The organism is Pseudomonas sp. SJZ080 (assembly GCF_007828295.1).
Lineage (GTDB): Bacteria > Pseudomonadota > Gammaproteobacteria > Pseudomonadales > Pseudomonadaceae > Aquipseudomonas > Aquipseudomonas migulae_A.
The window spans coordinates 24,718-45,871 of record NZ_VIUK01000036.1 but is presented as its reverse complement, the minus strand read 5'-3'; the positions used below and the strand labels follow the sequence as shown (position 1 = coordinate 45,871).

The 21,154-nt window shown below is 60.0% G+C and carries 19 protein-coding genes; 11 read left to right on the top strand and 8 right to left on the bottom strand.

Annotation, left to right across the window (positions count from 1 at the left end):
• Positions 1-111: 111 nt before the first annotated feature.
• Positions 112-726, bottom strand: coding sequence for an NAD(P)-dependent oxidoreductase (locus tag FBY04_RS29895; protein WP_145319025.1), 615 nt, complete (start codon positions 724-726; stop codon positions 112-114).
• A 128-nt stretch (positions 727-854) separates the two neighbouring features.
• Positions 855-1,739 carry an MBL fold metallo-hydrolase gene (locus FBY04_RS29890; RefSeq protein ID WP_145319021.1) on the bottom strand — a complete coding sequence of 295 codons (885 nt, stop codon included), beginning with the start codon at positions 1,737-1,739 and terminating at the stop codon, positions 855-857.
• Between the two features lie 210 nt (positions 1,740-1,949).
• Here FBY04_RS29890 and FBY04_RS29885 point away from each other — a divergent pair, with 210 nt between their 5' ends.
• Positions 1,950-2,855 carry a LysR family transcriptional regulator gene (locus FBY04_RS29885; protein WP_208603350.1) on the top strand — a complete coding sequence of 302 codons (906 nt, stop codon included), beginning with the start codon at positions 1,950-1,952 and terminating at the stop codon, positions 2,853-2,855.
• 243 nt (positions 2,856-3,098) lie between these two features.
• Complete coding sequence (locus FBY04_RS32505) at positions 3,099-3,275, top strand: hypothetical protein (protein ID WP_167362940.1); 177 nt, start codon at positions 3,099-3,101, stop codon at positions 3,273-3,275.
• A gap of 9 nt (positions 3,276-3,284) precedes the next feature.
• Here the strand turns inward: FBY04_RS32505 and FBY04_RS29880 are convergent, their stop codons facing one another.
• Positions 3,285-4,181 (bottom strand): helix-turn-helix domain-containing protein, encoded by an 897-nt coding sequence (locus FBY04_RS29880; RefSeq protein WP_145319018.1) that lies wholly within the window; start codon positions 4,179-4,181, stop codon positions 3,285-3,287.
• Positions 4,182-4,369: 188 nt separating this feature from the next.
• Between FBY04_RS29880 and pobA the strand changes: the two genes are divergently transcribed.
• Both pobA and FBY04_RS29870 read left to right on the top strand, forming a co-directional pair.
• The gene (gene pobA, locus FBY04_RS29875) at positions 4,370-5,554 is read left to right on the top strand and encodes a 4-hydroxybenzoate 3-monooxygenase (protein ID WP_178118341.1); all 1,185 of its coding nucleotides are present in this window, start codon (positions 4,370-4,372) and stop codon (positions 5,552-5,554) included.
• A gap of 79 nt (positions 5,555-5,633) precedes the next feature.
• Positions 5,634-7,151: an MDR family MFS transporter gene (locus FBY04_RS29870; RefSeq protein WP_084318848.1), complete on the top strand. Its 1,518-nt coding sequence runs from the start codon at positions 5,634-5,636 to the stop codon at positions 7,149-7,151.
• Between the two features lie 135 nt (positions 7,152-7,286).
• Here the strand turns inward: FBY04_RS29870 and FBY04_RS29865 are convergent, their stop codons facing one another.
• From FBY04_RS29865 to FBY04_RS29850, 4 genes are all read right to left on the bottom strand, one after another.
• A complete protein-coding gene (locus FBY04_RS29865; protein ID WP_145319012.1) occupies positions 7,287-8,135 on the bottom strand; it encodes a cache domain-containing protein in 849 nt (282 codons plus the stop codon).
• Positions 8,136-8,254: 119 nt separating this feature from the next.
• Positions 8,255-9,130 (bottom strand): ATPase, encoded by an 876-nt coding sequence (locus tag FBY04_RS29860; RefSeq protein WP_084318844.1) that lies wholly within the window; start codon positions 9,128-9,130, stop codon positions 8,255-8,257.
• Between the two features lie 108 nt (positions 9,131-9,238).
• Positions 9,239-10,231, bottom strand: a complete 993-nt coding sequence (locus tag FBY04_RS29855; protein ID WP_084318842.1) for an NAD(P)-dependent oxidoreductase — start codon at positions 10,229-10,231, stop codon at positions 9,239-9,241.
• A 54-nt stretch (positions 10,232-10,285) separates the two neighbouring features.
• On the bottom strand, positions 10,286-11,179 hold the full coding sequence (locus FBY04_RS29850; RefSeq protein ID WP_145319009.1) for a LysR family transcriptional regulator ArgP: 894 nt from the start codon (positions 11,177-11,179) through the stop codon (positions 10,286-10,288).
• Positions 11,180-11,275: 96 nt separating this feature from the next.
• Between FBY04_RS29850 and FBY04_RS29845 the strand changes: the two genes are divergently transcribed.
• From FBY04_RS29845 to FBY04_RS29825, 4 genes are all read left to right on the top strand, one after another.
• Entirely contained in the window at positions 11,276-11,677 is a 402-nt protein-coding gene (locus tag FBY04_RS29845; protein WP_145319006.1) for an ACT domain-containing protein, read from the top strand.
• A gap of 6 nt (positions 11,678-11,683) precedes the next feature.
• Positions 11,684-12,286 (top strand): LysE/ArgO family amino acid transporter, encoded by a 603-nt coding sequence (locus FBY04_RS29840; protein WP_084323908.1) that lies wholly within the window; start codon positions 11,684-11,686, stop codon positions 12,284-12,286.
• A gap of 177 nt (positions 12,287-12,463) precedes the next feature.
• The gene (locus FBY04_RS29835; protein ID WP_017340540.1) at positions 12,464-13,060 is read left to right on the top strand and encodes a superoxide dismutase; all 597 of its coding nucleotides are present in this window, start codon (positions 12,464-12,466) and stop codon (positions 13,058-13,060) included.
• A gap of 1,389 nt (positions 13,061-14,449) precedes the next feature.
• Positions 14,450-16,501 carry a bifunctional diguanylate cyclase/phosphodiesterase gene (locus tag FBY04_RS29825; protein WP_084323900.1) on the top strand — a complete coding sequence of 684 codons (2,052 nt, stop codon included), beginning with the start codon at positions 14,450-14,452 and terminating at the stop codon, positions 16,499-16,501.
• Here the strand turns inward: FBY04_RS29825 and FBY04_RS29820 are convergent.
• Positions 16,459-16,731 (bottom strand): hypothetical protein, encoded by a 273-nt coding sequence (locus tag FBY04_RS29820; RefSeq protein WP_139273102.1) that lies wholly within the window; start codon positions 16,729-16,731, stop codon positions 16,459-16,461. The two genes, FBY04_RS29825 and FBY04_RS29820, sit on opposite strands and share 43 nt — an antisense overlap.
• Between FBY04_RS29820 and FBY04_RS29815 the strand changes: the two genes are divergently transcribed.
• From FBY04_RS29815 to FBY04_RS29795, 3 genes are all read left to right on the top strand, one after another.
• Entirely contained in the window at positions 16,730-18,073 is a 1,344-nt protein-coding gene (locus tag FBY04_RS29815; protein WP_145319002.1) for an imelysin family protein, read from the top strand. The genes FBY04_RS29820 and FBY04_RS29815 overlap by 2 nt on opposite strands.
• A gap of 549 nt (positions 18,074-18,622) precedes the next feature.
• Positions 18,623-20,050 carry a di-heme oxidoredictase family protein gene (locus FBY04_RS29800; RefSeq protein ID WP_145318999.1) on the top strand — a complete coding sequence of 476 codons (1,428 nt, stop codon included), beginning with the start codon at positions 18,623-18,625 and terminating at the stop codon, positions 20,048-20,050.
• 27 nt (positions 20,051-20,077) lie between these two features.
• Positions 20,078-21,142 (top strand): imelysin family protein, encoded by a 1,065-nt coding sequence (locus FBY04_RS29795; protein WP_145318995.1) that lies wholly within the window; start codon positions 20,078-20,080, stop codon positions 21,140-21,142.
• Positions 21,143-21,154 lie beyond the last annotated feature (12 nt).

Sequence of the window (21,154 nt, the reverse complement as noted above, 5' to 3'; positions counted from 1 at the left end):
TGCTTCAAGCACCGCGGACTCACAGCTTGCCATCCACCCCTCTCACCCCAGAGCTTATTCCTAGATCTAGACACAAGCGGGCTTGCTCGCGAATGGGTTCAAGCCGCGCAATCAATACCCGACTGTGAACCGCTGACGGGAATGCTTCGGCACTTCCACTTCATCCAGCAGCGCAATTGCATAGTCGGCGAAGGTAATCCAGCTGCGCCCTTCACTGCTCACCAGCAAATCATCCTTGCCGATCCGAAACGCCCCCGTGCGCTCACCTTCGACAAACTCCGCCGACGGCGACAAAAAGGTCCAGTCCAGTTCCTTTTCCCGACGCAGGTTTTCCAGGAATTGAGCGCCGGCACTGGCCTCGGTTTTGTACTCTTCAGGGAAGCCTTTACTGTCGATAACGCGAGTACCGTCCGGCAGCAACAGCGAACCGGCACCGCCCACTACCAACAAGCGTTTCACCCCGGCCCGTTTCACCGGCCCGATGACGGCGCTGGCAGGAAGGGTCGTAAAGTGCGCGGCGCTGATCACCACGTCATGACCCGCAATTGCCGCTTGCAACGCTTGGGCATCGAGGGCGTCAACGTTCTTGCTGAGCACCCCGGCACGCTGGCCGATCTTCGAGGTATCGCGAGCGATGGCCGTCACGCTGTGACCGCGACGCAGGGCTTCTTCCAACAGCTGGCTACCGGCACGGCCGGTGGCACCGATGATTGCGATTTTGCTCATGATGTTCTCCAGTTGGATTGGGTGACTCAGTACAAATCCGGATGGTGAAAGGGCTTTTGTGGCAGGGGATTTATCCCCTCGCCACAGATAAGCTCACTGTCCACAGGCAATCCCGTTGCCACATAAACTCACTCACCCCACTTCATCTCACCCTTGGCGACTTTGGCGCTCAGTTCCAGCGAGCTTTCTTCGCCCAGGGTCGGGTAGCGTTTTTTCATCGCGGCAATCAACGCCGTAGAGTCTTTGGCTTTGGCGGTTTCCTGGTCGAAAGCCTTGATGTAATCGGCGGTGAACTGCACACCCGCGAGGGAGCGCGCGCTCTTGCCCAGGTAGTGACCCGGCGCGATGGTGGTCGGTTTCAGGGTTTCGATGCTGTGCAGCGTAGCCAGCCAATCGGCGTGAGACTGCGCGGTCTGGGTGTCGGCCATCCATACGTGAATGTTTTCCGCGACGACCACGCCACCGACCACGGCCTTGATCGACGGGATCCACACAAAGGTGCGATCCGGTTGCTTGCCCTCGAGCCCCACCACCTGCAACTTCTGTCCTTCGAGCATCAGACTGTCACCCTCGAGCACACCCGGCACGATGGTTCGGGCCGGTACATCGGCACCCATTTTCGGCCCCCAGAACGCCAGTTTGCCGTCGACGGTTTTCTTGATGTGATCCACCGTCGGTTGCGAGGCGAGCACTTTGGCGTGCGGAAACGCAGCGGTCAGAGTGTCGAGGCCGAAGTAGTAATCCGGATCACCGTGGCTGATGTAAATGGTGGTCAGTTGCTTGCCACTGGCGCGGATCTTTTCCACCACCTGCTCGGCCTGGGATTTGCCGAACTGCGCGTCCACCAGGATCGCGTCTTTCTCGCCGCTGACCAACACCGAGGTCACCGGGAAGATCGCCTTGTCGCCCGGGTTGTAGACATCCAGCGTCAACGTCGATGCCGCCGCGTGGGCCGCGAAGCCGAGGGTGGCCGTGGCCAGCAAAATGCGCTTGAGGGAAGTGAAACCGATCATCTGTTGCTCCGTGGGTTGTCGACGCTTTTTGTAGGAGCCGGCTTGCTGGCGATGATCGTTAACGATGACGCGTGCTTACCGGTTGAAGCGGGGTGCCTATGCGTCCATCGCGAGCACGCTCGCTCCTACAGGAAAACAGAGCTTAGTTGCACGACTCAGTACAAAAAATGCGATGCTGGAACATAGTTTGTTTCTGAAATCGGGCAAATCATGGATCGTCTACAAGCAATGCGGGTGTTCGTCACGGTGGTCGACCTCGGCAGCCAGTCGGCCGCCGCCGATCACCTGGAGCTGTCACGGCCGGTGGTTTCGCGGTATCTGGCAGAACTGGAAGACTGGGTCGGCGCGCGCCTGATGCACCGCACCACGCGCAAATTGAGCCTGACCGCCGCCGGCAGCGAGATCCTGCCACGGTGTCGGCAGATGCTCGACCTGTCTTCGGACATGCAGGCTGCCGTCAGCGAGCCGGATGATGCGCCGCGCGGCCTGCTGCGGATCAGCGTCAGCACCTCGTTCGGCCAGGCACAATTGGCCGATGCCATGGCGGCCTACGTCAAGCGTTACCCCGGCGTCAGCATCGATCTGCAGATGCTCGACCGCACAGTAAACCTGGTGGATGAGCGCATCGACCTGGCGATTCGCACCAGCAATGACCTGGACCCGAACCTGATTGCGCGGCGGCTGACGGTCTGCCGCTCGGTGATCTGCGCCGCCCCTGCTTATCTGGACGAGCATCCGGCACCGACGCAGGTCGAAGACCTGAGCCAGCACAACTGCCTGACGCACTCTTATTTCGGCAAAAGCCTGTGGCATTTCGAGCAGGACGGCGAACCGGTCTCGGTGCCGGTGCAAGGCAACATCAGCGCCAATGAAGCCAGTACGCTGCTGCGCGCGACGATCGCCGGCGCCGGGGTGGCGATGCTGCCGACTTATCAGGCCGGCGTGCATATCCACAGTGGTGAACTGATCCGCCTGTTGCCCCAGGCCGAACCGCGCCGGATGAACATCTACGCGGTGTATGCCTCCCGCAAGCACATGCCCGCAGCACTGCGCAGCCTGCTGGATTTTCTGGTGCTCAGATTTCCGGAAACACCGGCGTGGGATGCAGGATTGTGAATACGCTCTTTTGTAGGAGCCGGCTTGCTGCGGGCGGCGTTCCGACGATGGACGCACAGGCACCGCGGGTATCCAGTAAGCACGCGTAATCGTTAACGACCATCGCCAGCAAGCCGGCTCCTACAAGGGCTCATCAGTGTTCCGAATGTCAGGTTACATGCGCAAGCGGCGTGACTGGCAACTCACTGCCGCTGACCTATGCTGAAAGTAGTACCGAAGGGTATTCGTTCAGAGGTCAACGCCATGAACATCAAAACAAGAAGATACCTCGCAATTTTCATCACCTGCGCGGCTACGCTGGCGCTCTATGGCACCGCGGCCTGGCGCGTCGAGCAGTTGCGGCAACTGCCCCGTGATTACGCGAGCTGTAACTTCGAGCGCTGCATCCCCCACAACGCGACTCTCAACGCCCTTCGGTAGCGGAGCGGATCAGGCTTCGTTGTCCTGATCGGCCTTCAAGCGGTCGCGAAAAGCCTTGGGCGAGATCCCCACCCGGCGTCGGAACAGGCGCGTGAAGTTGGTCGGATCGGAAAACCCCAACACGTCAGACATTTCATAAATGGTCATGCTGGTGTAGGTCAGCAAACGCTTGGCCTCCAGCAATTGCCGCTCGTGCATGATCTGCAATGCCGGTTGTCCCGCCAGTTCACGGCACGTGCCGTTGAGGTGCGACACGGAAATCCCCAGCCGATGCGCCAGGTCCTCGACCTTGACGTGTTGACGATACGTCTCTTCCACCAGTTGGATGAACCCGTTGAGGTATTCCCGCGCACGCTGCGGACGTTGACTCGCGGAGCGACGTTGAAGCGCCTGACGGCTGACCCACACCATGATCACGCTGACCAGCGAATGCATGAGCATTTCCCGGGCCGGTTGATGGCCGGTGTATTCGTTTTGCAATGCAGAAAACAGACTGTTGAGGTACTCACCGTCATTACCGGCCGGATAACTTTCGGCCTGGGACAGGGCATTCACCGAGTTGCCCAGTTGCGCCTGGAGATGGGTGACCAGCGGTGCGGCCAGGGTCACGACAAACCCTTCGACATCCTCGAAAAAGCGATAACCGTGCACCGATAACGGCGGCAGAACCAGCATCGCCGGTTCGCTCAGCTGCGTGCGTTTGCCTTCGATTTCAAGCTCTGCCTGACCTTTGAACACGAAGAGTAACTGGCACAAATCGGCGTGACGATGGGGTTTGATTTCCCACTGATGTTCGCGGCTGCGTTTGGAGATGGTTTCGCAGTGCAACAAATCCGGGGTCGGCCAATCCAGGCTTTCACCGTAGAGCTTGAACACCGGTATCGAAGGCAGGTCAGGCTTGTTCATAACGTCAATCCAGGCCTCGGGAGGTAGCGGGCGATAATCGCACCGATTGGCAGAATGTACAGCTATCGGCTCAGTTTTCACCTTCAATTGACAGACCCGCAAGTGAAAAATGCAAGCGTTCGATCCATAAAAATAATTCACCGACTCTGGTCGCGTGAAGCTTGCGAGTCATAAAAACAATGAAAACGCTGAAGACCCAAATCGCCATCATCGGTGCCGGTCCCTCCGGATTACTGCTCGGCCAATTGCTGCACAACGCCGGTATCGACACCCTTATCCTCGAACGCCAGACCCCGGACTATGTGCTCGGCCGAATCCGCGCCGGTGTCCTCGAACAAGGCATGGTAGAGCTGCTGCGTCAGGCCGGCGTCGGCCGTCGCATGGACGCCGAAGGGTTGGTCCACGGCGGCTTCGAACTGGCCCTCGACGGGCGTCGCGTGCACATTGATCTGCAGGCCCTGACCGGGGGCAAAACCGTGATGATCTACGGTCAGACCGAGGTCACCCGTGACTTGATGGCCGCTCGTCGGGAGGCCGGCGCACAAACGATATACGCAGTCGGCAACGTCGTGCCCCATGGCATGAAAACCGATGAAGTCTTCGTGACGTTTGAAAAGGACGGTGAAACGTATCGACTGGACTGCGACTACATCGTCGGTTGCGACGGTTTCCATGGCGTGGCGCGGCAATCGATTCCGGCCGAGTGCCTGAAGGTATTCGAACGGGTTTATCCGTTCGGCTGGCTGGGGATTCTCGCCGACACGCCGCCGGTTCACGATGAACTGGTCTACGCCCGTCATGAGCGCGGTTTTGCCTTGTGCAGCATGCGCTCGGCGACCCGAACCCGTTATTACTTGCAAGTCCCGGCCTCGGATCAGGTCGAGGACTGGTCCGATCAGCGTTTCTGGGATGAGCTCAAATCCCGTCTGCCGACGGCGCTGGCCGAGTCGCTGGTGACCGGGCCGTCCATCGAAAAAAGCATCGCGCCGCTGCGCAGTTTCGTGGTCGAACCGATGCAGTACGGGCGCATGTTCCTGGTCGGCGACGCCGCGCACATCGTGCCGCCTACCGGTGCCAAAGGCCTGAACCTGGCCGCCAGCGACGTCAGTACGCTGTTCAATATCCTGCTGAAGGTTTACCGCGAAGGCCGGGTCGATTTGCTGGAGAAATACTCTGAGATCTGCTTGCGCCGAATTTGGAAAGCCGAGCGGTTTTCCTGGTGGATGACCTCGATGTTGCATCGCTTTGACGACCACGACGCGTTCAGCCAGCGCATCGCCGAGTCGGAACTTGCTTACTTCGTCGATTCAGAAGCGGGTCGAAAAACCATTGCAGAAAATTACGTCGGGCTTCCGTACGAGGCTATCGAATAGCTTCCTATCGACTTACACTGGCGAGCATCCCCGCTCGCCCTTGCCGCTTGCGGGACCCTCACTGCCCGCAGGTTCTCCCGTGTCCAATCTCAACCAGCCTGAAACGCCCAAACCGGCCATTCGCAGCGTGCTCATCGCCCTGATGCTGGCGATTTTTCTGGGCGCGCTGGACCAGACCATCGTCGCCGTATCGATGCCGGCCATTTCCGCGCAGTTCAAGGATGTCAGCCTGTTGGCCTGGGTGATTTCCGGCTACATGGTGGCGATGACCGTGGCGGTGCCGATCTACGGCAAGCTGGGCGACCTGTACGGTCGGCGCTCGTTGATGCTGTTCGGCATGGGGCTGTTCACGCTGGCTTCGTTCTTCTGCGGCATGGCGCAAAGCATGGAGCAATTGGTGCTGGCGCGCATTGTTCAGGGCATAGGTGCCGGCGGCATGATTTCGGTCAGCCAGGCAATCATCGGCGACATCGTGCCGCCTCGCGAACGGGGGCGCTATCAAGGTTATTTCAGCAGCATGTACGCGGTGGCCAGCGTGGCCGGTCCGGTGCTCGGCGGCTACATGACCGAATACCTGTCGTGGCGCTGGGTGTTCCTGATCAACCTGCCACTGGGTCTGGGCGCGTGGCTGGTGGCCAATCGCACGCTGGTGGGGCTGCCCGTACCGCAGCGCAAGCCGATCATCGATTACCTCGGCACGCTGCTGATGATCATCGGTCTGACAGCTTTGTTGCTCGGTATCACCCAGGTCGGCCAGGGCCATTCGTGGCGCAGCGCTGAGGTGTTGGGTTTGCTGGGTTGTGCGGTGGTTGTCCTGGCCTTGTTCGTCCGGCATGAGCGCCGTACGCGGGAGCCGTTGCTGCCCATGCACCTGTTCGCCAACCGCAATGCAATCCTGTGCTGGTGCACGATTTTCTTCACCAGTTTCCAGGCGATCTCGCTGATTGTGCTGATGCCGTTGCGCTTCCAGAGCGTGACGGGCGCCGGGGCCGACAGTGCCGCCCTGCACCTGTTGCCACTGGCCATGGGTTTGCCGATTGGAGCGTATTTCGCCGGGCGCCGGACCTCGGTGACCGGACGCTACAAACCGATGATCCTCGCGGGCGCTATCCTCATGCCAATCTCGATTCTCGGCATGGCGTTCAGTCCGCCCCAGGCAGTTTTGCTCAGCAGTCTATTCATGGTGCTCAGCGGTATCGCCTCTGGCATGCAATTTCCGACGTCATTGGTCGGGACACAGAATTCAGTGGAACAACGGGATATTGGCGTCGCGACCAGCACCACTAACCTGTTCCGTTCCCTGGGCGGCGCGGTGGGCGTGGCGTTGATGTCGGCGCTATTGCTGGCGTTGCTGCAAGATTCGAGTTTCGCCCACCTGGCAGGCTCGACGCTGATTGCCGAGGGCAGTTCGGGGAATGTCTTGCTGGACGGTTTGAACGCTGCCGCGGGGGATGCGCAGAACGCCTTGCGTGCTGAGCTGTTGCTGACCTTCCGGCATTTGCTGATGGTCAGTGCCGCAGTGTCGCTGCTGGGGTTGGCGGCGGCGATTGCGATGCCGAACCGGGTGTTGCGAGGGAGGGAGGACAAGGTTCGATAGATGGACCGAGGCGTCTGCCTTCGCGAGCAAGCCCGCTCCCACATTTGATTTCTGTCGTACACAAAATCTGTGAACGATGAAAATCAAATGTGGGAGCGGGCTTGCTCGCGAAGGCAGTTTGTCAGCCACCACCCTTCAAGGGCTGTAATACCCGACAGCCACCACAAAATGCCCGACCTTTTTCAGGTACGCATGCTTGTCCTCGACCTTGCCGGTCACCGGGTTTTTCCACCGATATTCGTATTCGCCGTAATCCTGTTTAGCCATCAACGCCAGAATCGGCTCACCCACCGGCTTGCCTTCAGGGTCCTTGATCTTGCCGAAATCGGTGTTGATCAGCCGCAGGTTGGTGCCATGGGCGACATAACGCTGGGTGTCCAGGTCGACCACGAACACATACAAGTCATCCTGCAAATAACCGCCCTTGAGCGAGTTGATTGCCGTGAGCGTGCCCTTCTCGTCTTTGGCCAGGTCGGTTGCCGCTTTGTTCAGCAATGCCATCGCCTGTTCCGCCGACGCCCGTGGCAGGTAGTAACCCACTGCCAGAATGCGCTGGCCGATCCGTTGGTAGAACACATGCTTGCGCTCGACCTTGCCGTCCGACCAGTTCTGCCAGCGATATTCCGCCTGCTGGATGCCATTGCCCTCCGGCACTTTCAACGCGTCTTTAAAGGCTTTCTGCAAATCCGGCCCGAGCACGTCAGACACGTCACGCCCGATCAATGCCGACGAGGGCCCACCGCTGGCCAGCATCACGCCTTTGGTATCGACCACGAACACGTAGCGGTCCTTGTCGACAAACTCGCCCTGGCGACTGAAGGCCGCGAACGCCTTGTCACCGTTGTCGTGGTAGTAGGCGAGGGCTTTTTCCAGCAAGGCGATGGCGGCCTGGCTGTCATCCTTCTCCGTCCCGGCAGCTTGAGCCTGGCCCAGACACAGCAACAGCATCCCGCCCAGCAGGGCCAACCTGTGCAAAAACCCCATTGCGCATCCCCCGTTCTTGTCAGTGTTTCAAGAGCGTAGACGGCAATGGGGCATGTATGGATATTCAGCGAACAGCAGTCTGCAAAATGGTATTGCAACGCATTACCGCGCCTTCACCCTCAAGGTCTGGCACGCAGTTGCTGCTGCAAATTCTGAATCTGCGCCTGCAGGGTGTTGATGTTGCGGGTGACCGAAGCACGGAAAGCGTCGAATTCAGCGGTATTGGACGAGGCTGGCCCGGTGGTCGGGCGGTTGTCCTGCTCGCTTTTGAGCACGATCATGTCCTGTTCCAGACGCTCAATGGCGGCGCTCGGATTGCCTTGTTTCTTCAGTGCGACGATGTCGGCGCCGAGGCTTTTCAGCTGTGCGTCGAATTTTTCAGTGTCAGCCGGGGCGCTCTTCAGCGCGGCCAGCTCGCCGCTCAAGGCTTTGACCTGGGCTTGCAATTGCGTGTTGGCGGCCTGGTGTTCGGTGTTCTGGGCGGTGGCTTGCGCCAGACGCTTGTCCAGATCGGCAGTTTGCGCGGTCATTTGCGCCAGGCGCTTGTCCAGGTCCGAAGTCTGGCCGACAACGCCTTGCTGCTGCTTGCTCTGATCCTGAAGCTTGCTTTCAAGCTGCTTGATCTGCAGTTTCAGCGCTTCGCTGTCGCTGGTGACGTTGGTCTGGCTGGCGACGACCTTGCCGGAAATGTCCTGCAAGCGCCCCGCCGCATCCTCACTGATGCGCGCGAAACTTTCCTGGGTCGCCACCAGTTGCTGTTCCATCAGCGAGATCTGCTGAAAGCTCCACCAGGCAAGGCCGGCGAATGCAAAGAACAAGGCGCCGACCAGTGCCCACAACGGGCCGGTGCTGGCAGCCTTGACCTTGACCACCGGCGGGGTGCGCGAATGCACGGCGGTGCGGGCGGTGGGCACAAAATCATCGTCGTCGAGGCTGTCGGCACGCAGGCTCGGTACATCGTCGAAGTCGTCGTTGGCATCGTTACGCATGGACATTGAATCAACCTTTGTGGAACGCGGTGATGGCTTGATGCGGCGAAGTATAAACCCGTCAGCCGCATCGATTGACCCTGAACCCCACTGTCCGTTCAGTAACGGGATTTGTCAGCGAATGTCCTGAGCCTTCCACCAGCCGCAGAATTCATCGAGGGCGGTCCAGAGACTGACTTTCGGATCGTAGTCCAGATAATGCCGCGCGCGGCTGATGTCCAGGGTGAAATTTTTGTTCATCACCTGCATGCCCAGGCGCGACAGGGTTGGCTCGGGACGACCCGGCCACAGCTTGCAAGCGCCCTCGTTGAGCGCCGCCACGGTATAGGCCAGGCCGTAGGAACGGTAGCGGGTCACCTGTGGGACATCCATCTTGCGCATGACGTAATTGACCACGTCCCACAACGGAATCGGCGTTCCGTTGCTGATGTTGTAGGCCTTGCCCAATGCCGATCCGCCAGCCAGCAAACTGCTGAGCAACGCTTCGTTGAGGTTTTGTACGCTGGTGAAATCGACTTTGTTCAAACCGTTGCCGACGATGGCCAGCCGCCCCTTGCGTTGCATCTTCAGCAGACGCGGGAAGATGCTCATGTCGCCCGCACCGGTCACGAAGCGCGGGCGCAGGGCCAGGGTTTCGAGGCCGAACTCCTGGGCACCGAAGACCTTTTGCTCGGCCAGGTATTTGGTCGCGGCGTAAGGATGCTTGAAGCGCTTGGGGACCTGTTCTTCGGTCAACCCGAGGTGATCGCGGCCATCGAAGTAGATCGACGGCGAGGACAAATGCACCAGTCGCCGGACACGCTGTTTCAGGCAGGCTTCGACGATGTTTTCGGTGACCTGCACGTTGCCCTGATGAAAGTCCTGATAACGTCCCCACACACCGACCGCCCCGGCGCAATGCACTACGGCTTCGACCTCGGAACACAGGTTGCGCGCCAGTTCCGGGTCGCTCAAGTCGCCCTGAATGAACTCCGCGCCACGGCGTACCAGGTGTTCGACGCTTTCGGCCCGGCGACCGTTGACCCGCACGTCCAGGCCCTGCTCCAGGGCGAAACGCGCAAAGCGTCCGCCGATGAAGCCGCTTGCGCCGGTGACCAGAATCTTCATGTAGTGCTCCGAATATTTCGTTTTGCGTAGTGCGTGAGGTCTTGACGCTGCCGGTCAGTCCAACGGCACCAGCCATTGCGTCGACGAGCGCACCAATTGATCAGTCAGCAACCCCAGCAACTGACCGCCATTGCGCCAATGATGCCAGTACAGCGGCACATCGATGGGCTTATCTGGCAAAAGCTCGCGCAAAACCCCGCGTTCCAGCTGATCGCGCACCTGCAATTCAGGCACCAGCCCCCAACCGAGACCGGCCTCGGTCAGGCGAATGAAGCCTTCGGATGACGGGCACAAATGGTGTTCGAAACCGCCGTCTACGCCGAGGGATGCGAGGTAGCGATGCTGTAGGAAATCGTCCGGGCCAAAGACCAGCGCCGGCGTCTTCGCCAGCAGGTCAGCGCGCACGCCTTCAGGAAAATGCCGCGCGATGAATGCCGGACTGGCCAGCGCTCGATAACGCATGGCGCCCAGCAACACGCTGCGTGCGCCAGCGACCGGACGCTCGCTGGCGCAAATGCACGCAGCCACTTCGCCTGCGCGCATGCGTTTGAGACCAACCGTCTGGTCTTCAACGACCAGATCCAGCAGCAAGTGTTGCTCGGCGCAGAAATCACTGACGACTGCGGCCCACCACGTGGCGAGGCTGTCGGCATTCAAGGCAATGCGCAGACGTTCCGGCAGGCCTTCTTCGTCCAGCGCCGGGACCAGCGTCTGTAGATCCCGCTCCAGCAAGCGCACCTGCTGGACATGGTTAAGCAGCCGCCGGCCGATTTCCGTCGGCGCTGGCGGCGTCATCCGCACCAGCACTGGCTGGCCGACCCGCGCTTCCAACAGTTTGATGCGTTGGGAGATCGCCGATTGCGACAAGCCGAGAACTTGCGCGGCCCGTTCAAAACCGGCCTGCTCGACCACCGCGGCCAACGCAGAAAGCAATTTATAGTCGAACATCAGTTTTCCTAATGAGCGATCAGCATGATTGGTTTTTCTTATACAGCCTGAGACCGGAGAATGGCCAGCAAGAACTCTTGAGCAAGGAACACCGACATGGCTGGCGAAACTTCATTGGCAACGCTTTTACAAAGCATGAGCCCGCAACTCAACGCCGGCGAGTATGTGTTCTGCACGTTGCGCGACGGCCAGTTGCCCCCGGGTCTTGAGATCGTCGGCAGTTTTCGCGAGCAGGAAGGTCTGACGGTGATTCTGGAACGTTCCCACGCCGAGAAGGCCGGTTTCAGCTTCGATTACGTCGCCGCCTGGATCACCCTGAACGTGCACTCCGCGCTGGACGCCGTCGGCCTGACCGCCGCATTCGCCACGGCATTGGGCCAGGCCGGCATCAGCTGCAATGTCATCGCCGGTTACTACCACGACCATTTATTCGTCGGCCAGGCCGATGCCGATCGCGCCTTGCACGTGCTGCGGGATCTGGCAGCGAACGCGGAGTAAAAACCTATGTGGCAAAGCTATGTAAATGGCCTGTTAGTGGCCGCGGGGCTGATCATGGCGATCGGCACTCAGAACGCGTTTGTGCTGGCTCAGAGCCTGCGGCGTGAACATCACCTGCCGGTGGCGGCGCTCTGCGTGACGTGCGATGCGTTGCTGGTGGCTGCCGGCGTGTTCGGCCTGGCCACCGTGCTGGCGCAAAATCCGACATTGCTGGCCATCGCCCGCTGGGGTGGTGCGGCGTTTTTGCTGTGGTACGGCAGCCTGGCGCTGCGTCGGGCCTGCTCGAAGCAAAGCCTGCAACAGGGTGAAAACCAGACGGTACGGTCACTGCGCGCGGTCATGCTCAGCGCTTTGGCGGTGACGTTGCTCAACCCGCACGTTTATCTGGATACGGTGTTGCTGATCGGCTCCCTCGGCGCGCAACAAACCGAGCCTGGCGCTTATGTCGTTGGGGCGGCCAGTGCGTCTTTGCTGTGGTTTTTCACCCTGGCGCTGGGCGCCGCTTGGCTGGCGCCGTGGCTGGCTCGGCCAAGCACATGGCGGATTCTGGATTTATTGGTGGCCGTAATGATGTTCACCGTGGCAGCTCAACTAATCACCAGCGCCTGATTTATTCCAAAAGGCTCTGGAACCTCTATTCCACACAGTTGTTGCGTGGTTATGCCGCACCCCCGGTGCTATGATCCGGTCCGATGCGCCGCAAAGAGTACAAACTCCCCGGCGCTTGTCTGGCCGCCCGTGATCGGCCTTGCGACCACCGCAACTGACCTGATTAGGAGAATCATCATGGCTTTCGAATTGCCGCCGCTGCCTTACGCACACGATGCCCTGCAGCCGCACATTTCCAAGGAAACCCTGGAATACCACCACGACAAGCACCACAACACCTACGTCGTGAACCTGAACAACCTGGTGCCAGGCACCGAGTTCGAAGGCAAGACCCTGGAAGAAATCGTCAAGTCTTCCTCGGGTGGCATCTTCAACAACGCCGCTCAGGTCTGGAACCACACTTTCTACTGGAACTGCCTGGCGCCAAACGCCGGCGGTCAACCAACCGGCGCACTGGCTGAAGCCATCAACGCAGCCTTCGGTTCGTTCGACAAGTTCAAAGAAGAATTCAGCAAAACCTCCATTGGCACCTTCGGTTCCGGTTGGGGCTGGCTGGTGAAAAAGGCTGACGGTTCCCTGGCCCTGGCCAGCACCATCGGCGCCGGCAACCCGCTGACCAGCGGCGACACCCCGCTGCTGACCTGCGACGTCTGGGAACACGCTTACTACATCGACTACCGCAACCTGCGTCCGAAGTACGTAGAAGCGTTCTGGAACCTGGTCAACTGGAAATTCGTGGCTGAGCAATTCGAAGGCAAAACCTTCACCGCTTAAGCTCGACGCCAGATAAAAAACCCGGCTTTTGCCGGGTTTTTTTTGCCTTCAGAAATCCCTACAGAATTTGCGTATTTCCGCGAGGATAAGTTGGCTGGCAGGGCGTCTTCGCCAGCAAGCCGGCTCCTGCGAGGTCAGCGTATAGCCGCGAGAACAGGTCGGCTGGGCAGGCCGCCATCGCCAGCAAGCCGGCTCCTACAAGGTCTGCGTATGTCGGCGAGAACAGGTTGGTTGGCAGGGCGCCATCGCCAGCAAGCCGGCTCCTACGAGGTCTGCGTATGTCGGCGAGAACAGGTTGGTTGGCAGGGCGCCATCGCCAGCAAGCCGGCTCCTACAAGGTCTGCGTATAGTCGCGAGAACAGGTGGGTTGGCAGGCCGCCATCGCCAGCAAGCCGGCTCCTACGAGGTCTGCGTATGTCGGCGAGAACAGGTTGGTTGGCAGGGCGTCTTCGCCAGCAAGCCGGCTCCTGCGAGGTCTGCGTATTTCCGCGAGAACAGATTGGTTGGCAGGCCGCTTTCGTCAGCAAGCCGGCTCCTGCGAGGTCTGCGTATTTCCGCGAGAACAGGTCGGCTGTCAGGCCGCCATCGCCAGCAAGCCGGCTCCTACAAGATCAGCGTATGTCGGCGAGAACAGGCCGGCTGGCAGGCCGCCATCGCCAGCAAGCTGGCTCCTACAAAAGCAGATCGGCATACACCCGCTTCTCACCACTCATCAGGCCGAGCGTTAGCTCGCCTGCAGCTCTTGATCTTGATCCACCCGCCCCTTCGGGAGGCTGAGTGGAGGTGTTCATCCGGGGAGTGGCGCGCAGCGCCGTCCGACGCAGTCGAACTCATCGCATGTAGGTGCCAGCGAAGCCAACCGGAGGGCGATGCCCCCGGATGAATGCCGGAGCGAAGGAACGCCGAGCCTTAGCGAGGGGCCGGACGCTCGGGGCGAGACCTTTTGGTTCCTTTTGGGGCGTTTGCCAAAAGGGACTCGCCGTAAGGGCGAAACCGCCAGCCGCCGTTACCGCAGAAATGGATATGTACACCCAAAAGAAAATGGTCGACTACCAGGCCGCCATCGCAAGCAGGCTCACTCACACAATCGAACGGCATACATCCGTAGAAACCAGGCCCAATTTCCCACAATGAAACCCGCCTTCCCCCCCTTGCCCCACCGCCATACCCGTCTAACATCAACCCAATGGAAAATATGTCCCAATCCCCCTCAAGTTGAAGGACTCGACTACCGACACAGTACTAATAGGGCAAATACTCCAGGCAACAGCATTTCGGCCAACCCACAGGCAAATTCCCCTGTGTTGGATTGTCCCTTTGACTGCCATCACAGGATTGCCAATACTCATGGCAACTTGATGCTACCTGCACGGAACAAGGAATGACTCTTTGAAGCTGGAACTCAAGAACAGCTTGTCGGTAAAGTTGCTCCGGGTCGTGCTCCTGTCGGCATTGATCGTCGGCGTGGTCTTGAGCTGCGCGCAGATCGTTTTCGATGCCTATAAAACACGCCAGGCCGTGGCCAGCGATGCCCAGCGCATCCTCGACATGTTCCGTGACCCCTCGACCCAGGCCGTCTACAGCCTGGATCGTGAGATGGGCATGCAGGTGATCGAAGGCCTGTTCCAGGACGACGCCGTGCGCCAGGCCTCCATCGGCCACCCCAATGAAGCCATGCTCGCGCAAAAATCCCGCGACTTGCAGCAATCCAGCAGTCGCTGGCTGACCGACCTGATCCTGGGCAAGGAACGCACCTTCACCACCCAACTGGTGGGCCGCGGCCCGTACAGCGAGTATTACGGCGACCTGAGCATTACCCTCGACACCGCCACCTACGGGCAAGGGTTTATCGTCAGTTCGGTGATCATCTTCATTTCCGGTGTATTGCGCGCCTTGGCCATGGGGTTGGTGCTGTATCTGGTCTATCACTGGCTGCTGACCAAACCGTTGTCGCGGATCATCGAGCACCTCACCGAAATCAACCCGGACCGCCCGAGCGCGCACAAGATTCCGCAGCTCAGGGGCCACGAAAAAAACGAACTGGGTATCTGGATCAACACCGCCAACCAGTTGCTCGAATCCATCGAACGCAACACGCACCTGCGCCACGAAGCGGAAAACAGCCTGCTGCGCATGGCCCAGTACGACTTCCTCACCGGTCTGCCGAACCGCCAGCAATTGCAGCAGCAACTGGACAAGATTCTCGTCGACGCCGGCAAGTTGCAGCGGCGGGTCGCAGTGCTGTGTGTCGGCCTCGATGACTTCAAGGGCATCAACGAACAGTTCAGCTATCAGACCGGCGACCAATTGCTGCTGGCCCTGGCCGATCGTCTGCGCGCCCACAGCGGTCGCCTCGGCGCTCTCGCCCGTCTTGGCGGCGACCAGTTCGCCCTGGTTCAGGCCGATATCGAACAACCCTACGAAGCGGCCGAACTGGCCCAGAGCATTCTCGATGACCTCGAAGCGGCGTTTGCCCTCGATCATCAGGAGATTCGCCTGCGCGCCACCATTGGCATCACCCTGTTCCCCGAGGACGGTGACAGCACCGAGAAGTTGCTGCAAAAGGCCGAGCAGACCATGACCCTGGCCAAGACTCGCTCGCGCAACCGTTATCAGTTCTATATCGCCAGCGTCGACACTGAAATGCGCCGCCGTCGCGAGCTGGAAAAAGACTTGCGCGATGCCTTGGCCCGCGACCAGTTCTACCTGGTCTACCAGCCGCAGATCAGCTACCGCGATCATCGGGTAGTGGGCGTCGAAGCATTGATTCGCTGGCAGCATCCCGAACATGGGCTGGTGCCGCCGGACCTGTTCATCCCGCTGGCCGAGCAGAACGGCACCATCATCGCCATCGGCGAATGGGTGCTGGATCAGGCCTGCAAACAATTGCGCGACTGGCATGACCAGGGTTTCACCGACCTGCGCATGGCGGTGAACCTGTCCACCGTCCAGCTACACCACGCCGAACTGCCGCGAGTGGTCAACAACCTGCTGCAGATGTACCGCCTGCCCCCCCGCAGCCTGGAACTGGAAGTCACCGAAACCGGCCTGATGGAAGACATCAGCACCGCCGCCCAGCACCTGCTGAGCCTGCGTCGCTCCGGCGCGCTGATCGCCATCGACGACTTCGGCACCGGATACTCATCGCTCAGTTATCTGAAAAGCCTGCCGCTGGACAAGATCAAGATCGACAAGAGCTTCGTTCAGGACCTGCTCGATGACGACGACGATGCGACCATCGTTCGGGCCATCATTCAGCTGGGCAAGAGCCTGGGCATGCAGGTCATTGCCGAAGGTGTTGAAACCATCGAGCAAGAGGCCTACATCATCTCTGAAGGCTGCCATGAAGGTCAGGGCTACTTCTACAGTAAACCGCTGCCGGCGCGAGAACTGGGCGTTTACCTGAAACAGGCCCAGCGCAGTAATGCCGCGATCCTGTAGCGAGCTTGCTCGCGATGGATTTGAAGGCGACGCATTTTTTTCAGACAGCACGCGTCATCGTTCACGTCCATCGCGAGCAAGCTTGCTCCGCAAAGTGCAACATCCTCTGTGTAAATAAGAAATATTTCCAGCTGCAACCCTTTACAGATAATGCGAAAGATTTGCATTATGTCGCAGTTTTGCGCCTTGCCGCGCCATTCCACCCCTTCTCGAAGCAGGATGTTCGCCATGATTCGTATGCCTCTGGCTACCGCCAGTCTGTTGGCCATCGCTATTTCCCTCGCCGGTTGTGGCGAAGGTAAAGACAAAGCTGCCGCTCCAGCGCCTACTCCAGCCGCCACGACCACAGCCCCGGCTGTGGCGCCTGCGGCCGCCAGTAAAGTCGACGAAGCCGCCGCCAAAGCCGTTGTCGCGCACTACGCCGACATCGTCTTCGCCGTTTACAGCGATGCCGAATCCACCGCGAAGACCCTGCAAACCGCTATCGACGCTTTCCTCGCCAAGCCGAACGCCGACACCCTGAAAGCCGCCAAGGCTGCCTGGGTGGCTGCCCGTGTTCCTTACCTGCAGAGTGAAGTGTTCCGCTTCGGCAACACCATCATCGACGACTGGGAAGGTCAGGTGAACGCCTGGCCACTGGACGAAGGCCTGATCGACTACGTAGACAAATCCTACGAGCACGCCCTGGGTAACCCGGGTGCCACGGCCAACATCATCGCCAACACTCAGGTTCAGGTCGGCGAAGACAAGATCGACGTCAAAGACATCACCCCGGAAAAACTCGCCAGCCTGAACGAACTGGGCGGTTCCGAGGCCAATGTCGCCACCGGTTACCACGCCATCGAATTCCTGCTCTGGGGCCAGGACCTGAACGGCACCGGCCCTGGCGCCGGCAACCGTCCAGCCTCCGACTACCTGGAAGGCAAAGGCGCCACTGGCGGTCACAACGATCGTCGTCGCGCTTACCTGAAGTCCGTGACCCAGTTGCTGGTCAGCGACCTGGAAGAAATGGTCGGTAACTGGAAGCCGAACGTGGCCGACAACTACCGCGCCACCCTGGAAGCGGAACCGGCTGAATCCGGCCTGCGCAAAATGCTGTTCGGCATGGGCAGTCTGTCCCTGGGCGAACTGGCGGGCGAGCGCATGAAGGTTTCCCTGGAAGCCAACTCCCCGGAAGACGAACACGACTGCTTCAGCGACAACACCCACAACTCGCAGTTCTACGATGCCAAAGGCGTTCGTAACGTGTACCTGGGCGAATACACCCGCGTCGACGGCACCAAAATGACCGGCGCCAGCCTGTCGTCCCTGGTGGCTAAAGCCGACCCGGCTGCCGACACCGCGCTGAAGGCCGACCTGGCTGCCACCGAAGCCAAGATGCAGGTCATCGTCGATCACGCCAACAAGGGTGAGCACTACGACCAACTGATCGCCGCCGGCAACACTGCCGGCAACCAGATCGTCCGTGACGCCATCGCTTCGCTGGTCAAGCAGACCGGTTCGATCGAAGCCGCCGCCGGCAAACTGGGCATCAGCGACCTGAACCCGGACAACGCTGATCACGAGTTCTGATCAACGCTAGCTGAACAAAAGGCGACCTTCGGGTCGCCTTTTTTATGGGTCCGAACACCGATCAAATTGTGGGAGCGGGCTTGCTCGCGAAAGCGGTGAGTCATTCAGCATTGATGTCGACCGACACACCGCTTTCGCGAGCAAGCCCGCTCCCACATTGGTCAGTGCTGAATCAGTAAGAGTGATGACAGTTCTGAAAAACCCTGCCCCACATCAACCAAATGATAATTCCTCTTATTCACACCCCACTGCCCTGTTAGACATTGCGCCCTTGTTTTGCTCGTCTTGCAGGATTATTGGTCCGAACACCGATCAATTGTGGGAGCGGGCTTGCTCGCGAAAGCGGTGTGTCATTCAGCATTGATGTCGACTGACACACCGCTTTCGCGAACAAGCCCGCTCCCACATTGGACAGTGCTGAATCAGTAAGAGTGATGACAGTTCTGAAAAACCCTGCCCCACATCAACCAAACGATAATTCCTCTTATTCAAACTCCACTGCCCTGTTAGACTTTGCGCCCTTGTTTTGCTCGTCTTGCAGGATGTCTGATGCCCTCGCTGCCTCTTCGCTTGTCCGCACTGTTTCTGGCCCTGGGCCTGAGTGCCTGCGATGACGCCCCGCGTTTTACCGAAGCCGAACCCGGTGAAGCCCGGTCCGGCGGCGCCGCGACCGTGCGCAAGACCGATCAGAACGCTTTCTCCCTGCCCTCCGCCAACCTGCCGCCCTCCCGGCGCGTGGACTTCAGTGTCGGCAACAGTTTCTTCCGCAACCCTTGGGTGATCGCCCCGTCGACCACCACCGCCCGGGACGGCCTCGGGCCGTTGTTCAACACCAATGCCTGCCAGAACTGCCACATCAAGGACGGCCGCGGTCACCCGCCTACGCCTGATGCGCAGAACGCCGTGTCGATGCTGGTGCGTCTGTCGATACCTGATGCCCCGGCCTACGCCAAAATCATCGAACAGCTCGGTGTGGTCCCCGAGCCAGTCTACGGCGGGCAATTCCAGGACATGGCGATCCCCGGTGTACTTCCGGAAGGCAAGGTGCGGGTCGACTACACGCCAGTGCCGGTGCGCTTCAAGGACGGCACCGAGATCGAATTGCGCAAACCCCGCCTGACCATCACCCAGCTGGGCTACGGTCCGATGCACCCTGACACCCGTTTTTCGGCCCGTATCGCCCCGCCGATGATTGGCCTCGGCTTGCTTGAAGCCATCCCCGACGAGGCGATCCTGGCCAATGCCGAGGCTCAGGCGAAGGCAAAAAACGGCATCGCCGGACGCCCGAACAGGGTCTGGGATGACGCCCAACAGAAAACCGTCCTCGGACGATTTGGCTGGAAGGCCGGGCAGCCGAACCTCAATCAACAAAACGTTCACGCGTTCTCAGGTGATATGGGCCTTACAACCAGCCTGCGACCGATAGATGACTGCACCGACGCGCAAACCGCCTGCAAGCAAGCCCTAAACGGCAACGGCCCGGACGGCGAACCGGAGGTCAGCGACAACATTTTGCGTCTGGTGCTGTTCTACAGTCGCAACCTGGCCGTACCCGCCCGCCGCGATGTCGGCACGCCTGAAGTGCTGGCCGGCAAGACGCTGTTTTTCCAGGCGGGCTGCCAGTCCTGTCACACGCCGAAATACACCACCGCCGCCAACGCGGCAGAACCTGAACTGGCCAATCAAGTGATTCGCCCCTACAGCGATCTGCTGTTGCACGACATGGGCGACGGCCTGGCCGACAACCGCAGCGAATTCCAGGCCAGTGGCCGCGACTGGCGCACACCGCCGTTGTGGGGCATCGGCCTGACGCAGACGGTCAGTGGCCACACTCAGTTTTTGCATGACGGCCGCGCCCGCAATCTGCTCGAAGCCGTGCTCTGGCATGGCGGCGAGGCGCAGGCCGCGCAGCAACAGGTTTTGTCTTTCAACGCCGAGCAGCGCGCAGCGTTGCTGGCGTTTTTGAATTCTCTTTAAACACTTATAAAGAATCGGGAGCCCGACATGTTCCGTCCCAAGTTGTTATTCACCAGCCTTGCCGCACTCGCCCTCGGCGCCTGCTCACCGCAGGATCCACAGGCTGTCACGTCGGCGGCCATCGCCAAGTCGGTGATCCTGCCGACCTACACGCGCTGGATTGAAGCCGACCGCCAACTCGCTGTCAGCGCGCTGGCCTACTGCGAAGGCAAGGAAAACCTCGACACCGCCCGCGCCGATTTCCTGCACGCGCAGAAAGCCTGGGCCGAGCTGCAACCGCTGCTGATCGGTCCGTTGGCCGAAGGCAATCGCGCCTGGCAGGTGCAGTTCTGGCCGGACAAGAAAAACCTTGTCGGCCGTCAGGTCGAGCAATTGGTCGACACCCAGCCGCAGATCGATGCTGCCGCCCTGGCCAAATCCAGCGTTGTGGTTCAGGGCCTGTCCGCCTACGAATACATCCTGTTCGACAGCAAGCCGGATGTGGCCAATGACGCGCAAAAAGCCAAGTACTGCCCGCTGCTGAAAGCGATTGGCGAGCGCCAGAAACTGTTGGCCGAAGACATTCTGAAAAGCTGGAACAACACCGACGGCATGCTCGCGCAGATGAGCAAGTTTCCGAACCAGCGCTACGCCGATTCCCACGAAGCCATCGCCGATCTGCTGCGCGTGCAAGTCACTGCCCTGGACAGCCTGAAGAAAAAACTCGGCACGCCGATGGGCCGTCAGAACAAAGGCGTACCGCAACCGTTCCAGGCTGACCAGTGGCGCAGCCAGTCTTCCCTGACCGGTCTCGAAGCCAGCCTCGCCGCCGCCAAAACGGTCTGGGAAGGTGTCGACAACAAAGGCTTGCGCGGCTTGTTGCCGAGCGAGCAGAAACCGTTGGCCGACAAGATCGACGCCGCGTACGCCGCGTCCCTGAAACTGTTCGCCAGCAACCAGCGCTCGCTGACCGAGATGCTCAACGACGACGTCGGTCGCCAGCAGCTCAACGACCTCTACGACAGCCTCAACGTCGTCCATCGCCTGCACGAAGGCGAACTGGCCAAGGCGCTGGGTATCCAACTGGGCTTCAACGCCAACGACGGTGACTGATGAGGGCGAGTG

Coding starts and splice junctions, on each gene's coding strand:
- FBY04_RS29895 (WP_145319025.1), bottom strand. CDS start 726: ATGAGCAAAATCGCAATCATCGGTGCCACCGGCCGTGCCGGTAGCCAG.
- FBY04_RS29890 (WP_145319021.1), bottom strand. CDS start 1,739: ATGATCGGTTTCACTTCCCTCAAGCGCATTTTGCTGGCCACGGCCACC.
- FBY04_RS29885 (WP_208603350.1), top strand. CDS start 1,950: ATGGATCGTCTACAAGCAATGCGGGTGTTCGTCACGGTGGTCGACCTC.
- FBY04_RS32505 (WP_167362940.1), top strand. CDS start 3,099: ATGAACATCAAAACAAGAAGATACCTCGCAATTTTCATCACCTGCGCG.
- FBY04_RS29880 (WP_145319018.1), bottom strand. CDS start 4,181: ATGAACAAGCCTGACCTGCCTTCGATACCGGTGTTCAAGCTCTACGGT.
- FBY04_RS29865 (WP_145319012.1), bottom strand. CDS start 8,135: ATGGGGTTTTTGCACAGGTTGGCCCTGCTGGGCGGGATGCTGTTGCTG.
- FBY04_RS29860 (WP_084318844.1), bottom strand. CDS start 9,130: ATGTCCATGCGTAACGATGCCAACGACGACTTCGACGATGTACCGAGC.
- FBY04_RS29855 (WP_084318842.1), bottom strand. CDS start 10,231: ATGAAGATTCTGGTCACCGGCGCAAGCGGCTTCATCGGCGGACGCTTT.
- FBY04_RS29850 (WP_145319009.1), bottom strand. CDS start 11,179: ATGTTCGACTATAAATTGCTTTCTGCGTTGGCCGCGGTGGTCGAGCAG.
- FBY04_RS29845 (WP_145319006.1), top strand. CDS start 11,276: ATGGCTGGCGAAACTTCATTGGCAACGCTTTTACAAAGCATGAGCCCG.
- FBY04_RS29840 (WP_084323908.1), top strand. CDS start 11,684: ATGTGGCAAAGCTATGTAAATGGCCTGTTAGTGGCCGCGGGGCTGATC.
- FBY04_RS29835 (WP_017340540.1), top strand. CDS start 12,464: ATGGCTTTCGAATTGCCGCCGCTGCCTTACGCACACGATGCCCTGCAG.
- FBY04_RS29815 (WP_145319002.1), top strand. CDS start 16,730: ATGATTCGTATGCCTCTGGCTACCGCCAGTCTGTTGGCCATCGCTATT.
- FBY04_RS29820 (WP_139273102.1), bottom strand. CDS start 16,731: ATGGCGAACATCCTGCTTCGAGAAGGGGTGGAATGGCGCGGCAAGGCG.
- FBY04_RS29800 (WP_145318999.1), top strand. CDS start 18,623: ATGCCCTCGCTGCCTCTTCGCTTGTCCGCACTGTTTCTGGCCCTGGGC.
- FBY04_RS29795 (WP_145318995.1), top strand. CDS start 20,078: ATGTTCCGTCCCAAGTTGTTATTCACCAGCCTTGCCGCACTCGCCCTC.